6 protein-coding genes are annotated in these 6998 nt (G+C 69.3%); 3 read left to right on the top strand and 3 right to left on the bottom strand.

What is annotated here, in order from left to right:
* Together ABZ441_RS33350 and coxB are read right to left on the bottom strand one after the other, a co-directional pair.
* On the bottom strand, nt 1–1334 hold a 1334-nt coding region (locus ABZ441_RS33350), incomplete at its 3' end, for a cbb3-type cytochrome c oxidase subunit I (protein WP_358981132.1).
* Entirely contained in the window at nt 1331–2299 is a 969-nt protein-coding gene (coxB, locus tag ABZ441_RS33345) for a cytochrome c oxidase subunit II (RefSeq protein WP_358981130.1), read from the bottom strand. The genes coxB and ABZ441_RS33350, both read right to left, overlap by 4 nt.
* A gap of 272 nt (nt 2300–2571) precedes the next feature.
* Between coxB and ABZ441_RS33340 the strand changes: the two genes are divergently transcribed.
* Complete coding sequence (locus ABZ441_RS33340; protein WP_358981128.1) at nt 2572–3954, top strand: aminotransferase class V-fold PLP-dependent enzyme; 1383 nt, start codon at nt 2572–2574, stop codon at nt 3952–3954.
* A 15-nt stretch (nt 3955–3969) separates the two neighbouring features.
* Here the strand turns inward: ABZ441_RS33340 and ABZ441_RS33335 are convergent, their stop codons facing one another.
* Complete coding sequence (locus ABZ441_RS33335; RefSeq protein ID WP_358981126.1) at nt 3970–4944, bottom strand: carbohydrate kinase family protein; 975 nt, start codon at nt 4942–4944, stop codon at nt 3970–3972.
* 159 nt (nt 4945–5103) lie between these two features.
* Here ABZ441_RS33335 and ABZ441_RS33330 point away from each other — a divergent pair, with 159 nt between their 5' ends.
* Nucleotides 5104–5301 (top strand): hypothetical protein, encoded by a 198-nt coding sequence (locus ABZ441_RS33330; protein ID WP_358981124.1) that lies wholly within the window; start codon nt 5104–5106, stop codon nt 5299–5301.
* A 131-nt stretch (nt 5302–5432) separates the two neighbouring features.
* Entirely contained in the window at nt 5433–6887 is a 1455-nt protein-coding gene (locus ABZ441_RS33325; RefSeq protein ID WP_358981122.1) for a hypothetical protein, read from the top strand.
* Nucleotides 6888–6998: the final 111 nt, after the last annotated feature.

Genomic DNA, 6998 nt, shown 5'->3' with positions numbered 1-6998 from the left:
CCGATGAACAGCGTCCAGAACGTCATCTTGCCGAGCCGCTCGTCCAGCATCTTGCCGGTGAACTTCGGCCACCAGAAGTGGAATCCGGCGAACATCGCGAAGACCACGGTGCCGAAGACGACGTAGTGGAAGTGCGCGACCACGAAGTACGAGTCGGAGATGTGGAAGTCCAGCGGCGGCGAGGCCAGGATCACGCCGGTCAGACCACCGAAGGCGAAGGTGATCAGGAAGCCGACGGACCAGAGCATCGGTGTCTCGAAGGACAACGACCCCTTCCACATCGTTCCGATCCAGTTGAAGAACTTCACCCCGGTGGGCACCGCGATGAGGAACGTCATGAAGGAGAAGAACGGCAGGAGCACGCCGCCGGTGACATACATGTGGTGGGCCCACACCGTCACCGAAAGACCGGCGATGGCGATCGTCGCGCTGATCAGACCGACATAACCGAACATCGGCTTGCGGCTGAATACCGGAATGATCTCGGAAATGATTCCGAAGAACGGTAGAGCGATGATGTACACCTCTGGATGGCCGAAGAACCAGAAGAGGTGTTGCCAGAGCAATGCGCCGCCGTTCGACGCATCGAAGATGTGTGCGCCGAATTTTCGGTCGACCTCCAGCGCGAAGAGCGCGGCGGCCAGTACCGGGAAGGCCAGCAGGACCAGGACACCGGTCAGCAGGACGTTCCAGGTGAAGATCGGCATGCGGAACATCGTCATGCCGGGGGCGCGCATGCAGATGATCGTGGTGATGAAGTTGACCGAACCGAGGATCGTGCCGAAGCCCGAGAAGGCCAGACCCATGATCCACATGTCGGCGCCGACGCCCGGCGAGCGGACCGCGTCCGACAGCGGGGAGTAGGCGAACCAGCCGAAGTCTGCCGCACCCTGCGGGGTGAGGAAGCCGGCGACGGCGATCAGCGAGCCGAAGAGGTACAGCCAGTACGCGAACATGTTCAGCCGCGGGAACGCCACGTCGGGCGCGCCGATCTGCAGCGGCATGATCCAGTTGGCGAAACCGGCGAACAGCGGCGTCGCGAACATCAGCAGCATGATCGTGCCGTGCATCGTGAACGCCTGGTTGAACTGCTCGTTCGACATGATCTGCGTACCCGGACGGGCCAGCTCGGCGCGCATGAAGAGCGCCAGGAGGCCACCGATGCAGAAGAACGCGAACGATGTGACCAGGTACATCGTGCCGATCGTCTTGTGGTCAGTGGTGGTCAGCCACTTGACGACGACACTCCCCGGCTGCTTGCGCCGCACCGGCAGCTCGTCCTCGAACGAGTCGTCTGCTGCCGCGGCACCCTGGGATTCATTGAGGATGCTCACAGTTTGTTCGTCTCCGCATTCCTGGCCGGGTCCGTCTGCTCGATGCCTGCCGGCACGTAGCCCGTCTGACCCTTGTCCGCCAGCTCCTTGAGGTGCTGCTGGTAACGCTCGGGAGAGACGATCTTGACGTTGAAGAGCATCCGGGAGTGGTCCACGCCGCAGAGTTCGGCGCACTTACCCATGTAGGTGCCCTCCTTCATCGGCGTGACCTCGAAGGAGTTGGTGTGGCCCGGAATGACGTCCTGCTTCATGAGGAACGGCACCACCCAGAAGGAGTGGATGACGTCACGCGAAGTCAGGATGAAACGGACCTTCTCGCCCTTCGGCAGCCACAGGGTCGGACCCGGGTTGCCGTTCTGCGGGTTACGCGTACCGGGGATGCCCACGTCGTAGACGCCGCCGGCGCCCTCGGGGAACTCATCGCGGTACTTGTTGGGGATGGCGTCGAGCTCCTTGGGGATCTCGCTGCCGGCGGAGGGCTGGCCCTCCACCTTCTCGATGTAGTTGAAGCCCCAGCTCCACTGGTAGCCGACCACGTTGATGGTGTGGGCGGGCTTCGGAGTGAGTTCGAGGAGCTTCGATTCATCGCGCGCGGTGAAGTAGAAGAACACCGAGACGATGATGAGGGGAACCACTGTGTACAACGCCTCGATAGGCATGTTGTACCTGGTCTGCTGCGGTACCTCCACCTTGGTCCTGCTTCGCCGGTGGAAGATGACGCTCCACAGGATCAGCCCCCAGACAAGGACACCCGTGGCGAGCGCTGCCGCCCACGAGCCCTGCCAGAGGGAGAGGATCCGAGGGGCCTCTTCCGTTACCGGGGTGGGCATACCGAGGCGGGGGAAATCCTCCCAGTTGTATGAACAACCGGAGGCCGTCGCCAGGACCAGGCCCGCAGTCAGCACCTGCGGCAGCTTCCGCCGCATCGGGCGCCGCGACGAGCGGTCGGAGCCGTTGGGACTCACGTAGCGCCTTCCCGAGAGTCTCGCCCGCACGGTCGGCGCGCCCGTCTCACTTGGTCGGTCGCCGGCCCTGACGCGGGCAGGGGTTTGGATGTTTATGCGGACCAAACCCTACTGGACGCCATTTGGGGCCGCGCGGGGAGGGTACCCAACGCGCCGCACGACACCCCGAAGGGATGGAATGCGAGCCTCCGGCCCGCATCTGACGCCCCCTCTCCCCCGCCACGACGGCGGCCGGTCCCCTGGTCACGCACCACGCGGGCTAGCGTGAAGGCGTGCCCTACTTCGACGCGGCCTCCTCCGCACCCCTGCATCCCGTCGCCCGCCAGGCGCTGCTTGCCTCACTGGACGAGGGCTGGGCCGATCCCGCCCGCCTCTACCGCGAGGGGCGGCGGGCGGCGGTGCTGCTGGACGCGGCCAGGGAGGCCGCGGCCGAGGCGGTCGGATGCCGTCCGGACGAACTCGCCTTCACCTCCTCCGGCACCCGGGCGGTGCACGCGGCGGTGACCGGAGCCCTTTCCGGGCGTCGGCGTGTCGGCCGCCATCTGGCGCTCTCCGCCGTCGAGCACTCCTCGGTACTCCATTCGGCCGCCGCCCTCGCGGCGGAGGGCGGATCGTTCACCGAGGTGCCGGTGGACCGTACCGGCGCGGTGGACCCGTCGGAGTACGGCCGGGCCCTTCGCCCGGACACCGCGCTGGCCTGTCTGCAGTCCGCCAACCATGAGGTGGGGACCGAGCAGCCGGTGGCGGAGACCGCCGAGATCTGCGCCGACGCGGGTGTGCCGCTCATGGTGGACGCCGCACAGTCCCTGGGCTGGGCCCCGGTACCGGGCCGCTGGTCGCTGCTGGCCGCAAGCGCCCACAAGTGGGGCGGCCCTGCCGGCGTCGGGCTGCTGGCCGTACGCAAGGGGGTCCGGTTCGCACCGCAAGGACCCGCCGACGAGAGGGAGTCGGGCCGGGCAGCCGGCTTCGAGAACATCCCGGCGATCGTGGCGGCGGCGGCCTCACTGCGGGCGGTACGCGCGGAGGCCGAGGCGGAGGCCGTACGGCTGCGCGCCCTGGTGGACCGCATCCGGGCGGCGGTGGGAGCCCTGGTGCCCGACGTGGAGGTGGTCGGCGATCCGGTGCGGCGGCTGCCGCACCTGGTCACCTTCTCCTGTCTCTATGTCGACGGAGAGACAGTGCTTCACGAGCTGGACCGGGCCGGTTTCTCCGTTTCATCCGGATCGTCCTGCACGAGCAGCACCCTGACACCGAGCCACGTCCTCAAGGCGATGGGGGTGCTCACGGAGGGGAACATCCGTGTTTCGCTCCCGGCCGGCACGACGGAGGAGGAGGTCGGCGCCTTCCTCGACGTACTGCCGGGAGTGGTGGCCGGGGTACGGGAGAAGCTCGGCGCACCCTCTTCCGCGGCGCCCTCCCCCACCCCGCGGGCCTCGCTCGTGGTCGACGCGCTGGGCAGGCGCTGCCCGATCCCGGTGATCGAACTCGCAAAGGTGATCGGAGAGGTACCGGTGGGCGGCACGGTGACGGTGCTCTCGGACGACGAGGCCGCCCGCCTCGACATTCCGGCCTGGTGCGCCATGCGTGAGCAGGAGTACGTGGGCGAGGAGCCGGCGGACCGTGGTTCGGCCTATGTGGTCCGCCGGCTCCTGTGACCCGTTCCGCTCGCGTCAGGAGAGGTGCTTGCGGACCTCGGACGCGGCCTCGTCGCCGTACGCCTTGGTGAAGCGGTCCATGAAGTGGGTGCGGCGCAGGGTGTACTCCTGGGTGCCGACCGTCTCGATGACCAGGGTCGCGAGCATGCAGCCGACCTGGGCGGCGCGCTCCAGGCCCACACCCCAGGTGAGCCCCGAGAGGAAACCGGCGCGGAACGCGTCGCCGACGCCGGTCGGATCGACCTTGCGCTCCTCCTCGGCGCAGCCGACCTCGATGGGGTCCTGTCCGGCCCGCTCGATGCGGACGCCCCGGGCGCCGAGGGTGGTGACACGGTGGCCGACCCTGGAAAGGATCTCCTCGTCGCTCCAGCCGGTCTTGGACTCGATGAGCCCCTTCTCGTACTCGTTGGAGAAGAGGTAGGTCGCGCCGTCGAGGAGGATACGGATCTCCTCGCCGTCCATCCGGGCGATCTGCTGCGAGAAGTCCGCGGCGAAGGGGATGTCCCGCGAGCGGCACTCCTCGGTGTGGCGGAGCATCGCCTCCGGGTCGTCGGCCCCGATCGAGACGAGGTCGAGACCGCCGACGCGGTCGGCGACGCTCTTGAGCTCGATCAGCCGGGCCTCGCTCATGGCGCCCGTGTAGAAGGATCCGATCTGGTTGTGGTCGGCGTCCGTCGTGCAGACGAAGCGCGCCGTGTGCAGGACCTCGGAGATCCGGATCGATCCCGTGTCCACGCCGTGCCGGTCGAGCCAGGCGCGGTAGTCGTCGAAGTCCGCCCCGGCGGCACCGACCAGGATCGGCTGCGTGCCGAGCACGCCCATGCCGAAGGCGATGTTGGCACCGACTCCGCCACGTCGCACGTCGAGGTTGTCGACCAGGAAGGAGAGCGAGACCGTGTGCAGCTGATCGGCGACCAGTTGGTCGGCGAATCGGCCGGGGAAGGTCATGAGGTGGTCTGTGGCGATGGAGCCGGTGACTGCGATGCGCACGGGAAGCTGCTCCTGCGGAAGGCGAAGGGAACGCGTGAGCGCGCCCTCCGGGACGGCGTGACAGTTCACGCTACCCGGTGTCGCCACGGTGACCGAGGGGGCAAAACTACCCGATAGTAGGTCTTTCTACCTGGGGGCTTCCCTGCGTACGGTGCGGATATGTCGAACAACATCGTTCCGCGCGAGTCCGAGATGAGCCTGGCCGAGCTGCGCGGTGACTGCGCGCGGATGGCGCCGCACTGGACCGTGCCCGCGAGGACCGTCACGAAGCCGGTGGAACACTCCCGCATCCACGGGGTCACGGTGCCGCCGTCCTCGGCCCGTCTCATCGACTCGATGTCCGACTACGGGGACTGAGGGGGGCCTTCCCAGCAGGCTTCCCGCGCACGGGGTGGAACCGCGCGCTCCTTCGGCCCGTCCCACCGGTGTCCCCGCCCCGGGGACGGATGATGCGCCAGTGACGGTCAGACAGCCGAAGGAGCGATCCGGTGAGCACCGAGCGACCCGAGAATGACGTGACCGGCCCCCGGAGGCGTTCGCCGCTCGTGGCGGCCTCGGTGGCGGCAGCCGTGCTGCTGGCCGGTGGCGGAGTGGCGTACTGGGCCTCGGCCGCGTCGGGAGACAGCGGCGCGGACGCGGGCCGGGAGACAGCCGGGGACGGTTCCCCTCCCCTCCTCTCGCTGGACCACGCGGACAGCACGTCGGCGCGGCCGCCGGGGATCGCACCCGGTGAACCCGACCCGCACGGCGGCGGAACCGTCTACCGGGCATCGGGTGCGCTGCCGGACGGCCCTGACAGCGCCGCCGTCCACCGCTCGACGGGCACGGTGACCGCGGCCGAGGTGACGCGTCTCGCGAAGGCCCTCGGCGTGCAGGGCACGCCCCGCGCCGAGGGCACGGCCTGGACGGTGGGCAGCGACGGGGACGGGTCCGGTCCCGTCCTGCGGGTGATCAAGCAGGCTCCGGGCACCTGGACCTTCTCCCGGTACGGCTCCGGCGGCCCGGATGCGTGCGAGTCCGCCCGGACCTGCGCGAAACAGGACCGGGCATCCGCGTCCGGCTCCCCCGTCAGCGAGAAGGCCGCCAAGGCCGCGGCGGTGCCGGTGCTGAAGGCCGCGGGCCAGGGCGATGCCGCGCTCGACGCGGATCAGCTGATGGGTGCCGTACGCGTGGTGAACGCCGACCCGGTGGTGGGCGGGCTGCCGACGTACGGCTGGTCGACCGGCATCCAGGTGGGCGCCGGGGGCGAGATCGTCGGCGGCAGCGGACAGCTGAAGGGCCTGGAGAAGGGCGACACGTATCCCGTGGTCGGCGCGGACGAGGCGCTGAGGCAGCTGAACGCGGAGAGCCGGCGGGCCGCGAAGTCCGACGTCGGCGGCTGCGCGACCGCAGAGCCGCTGGAGGGCGACCCGGCTTCACCGAAGGCCGACTGCGGCACGGGGGACAACGACAAGACACCCCCGGCGGCCACGGTGACGGTCGAGAAGGCCGAGTTCGGGCTCGCGGCCCAGTACGCGGACGGCGAGCGGATCCTCGTGCCCTCCTGGCTGTTCTCCGTGCGGCCCGGAGGCGACGGCCCCGGCAACACGCTCGTCCGGCTCGCGGTGGACCCGGCCTACGTGGCCGACGAGAGCCGGGAGCCCTCTCCCCAGCCCACGAAGGACCCGGGCTCCTCGGACACCGGCGCGGGCATCACCTCGTACAGCGCGGACGGCCGGACCCTCGAGGTGAACTTCTGGGGCGGCGTGTGCAGCACGTACACGGCCCGCGCCGAGGAGGACGGCGCCACGGTGCGGATCACGGTCGCCGAGTCGAAGCCGGAACCCGGGAAGGCCTGCATCATGATCGCCAAGATGCTGACCCGGACGGTCACGCTGGACGCCCCGCTGGACGGCCGGAAGGTGGTCGACGCGGAGTCGGGCGAGGCGGTGCCGCGCGGCTGAGCCCGCACGGAGACGACGGCGGCGGGGGGGGTGTGGGGGGCGCGGAACGGCCCCAGGGCGTAGTAGACGGCGGGGTGTGGTTCAGAGACGACGACGGCGACAGGGGCCGGA

Origin of the sequence: Streptomyces sp. NPDC005752 (genome assembly GCF_040630715.1) — a bacterium.
GTDB lineage: Bacteria > Actinomycetota > Actinomycetes > Streptomycetales > Streptomycetaceae > Streptomyces.
This window is presented reverse-complemented; position numbering and strand designations above follow the sequence as displayed.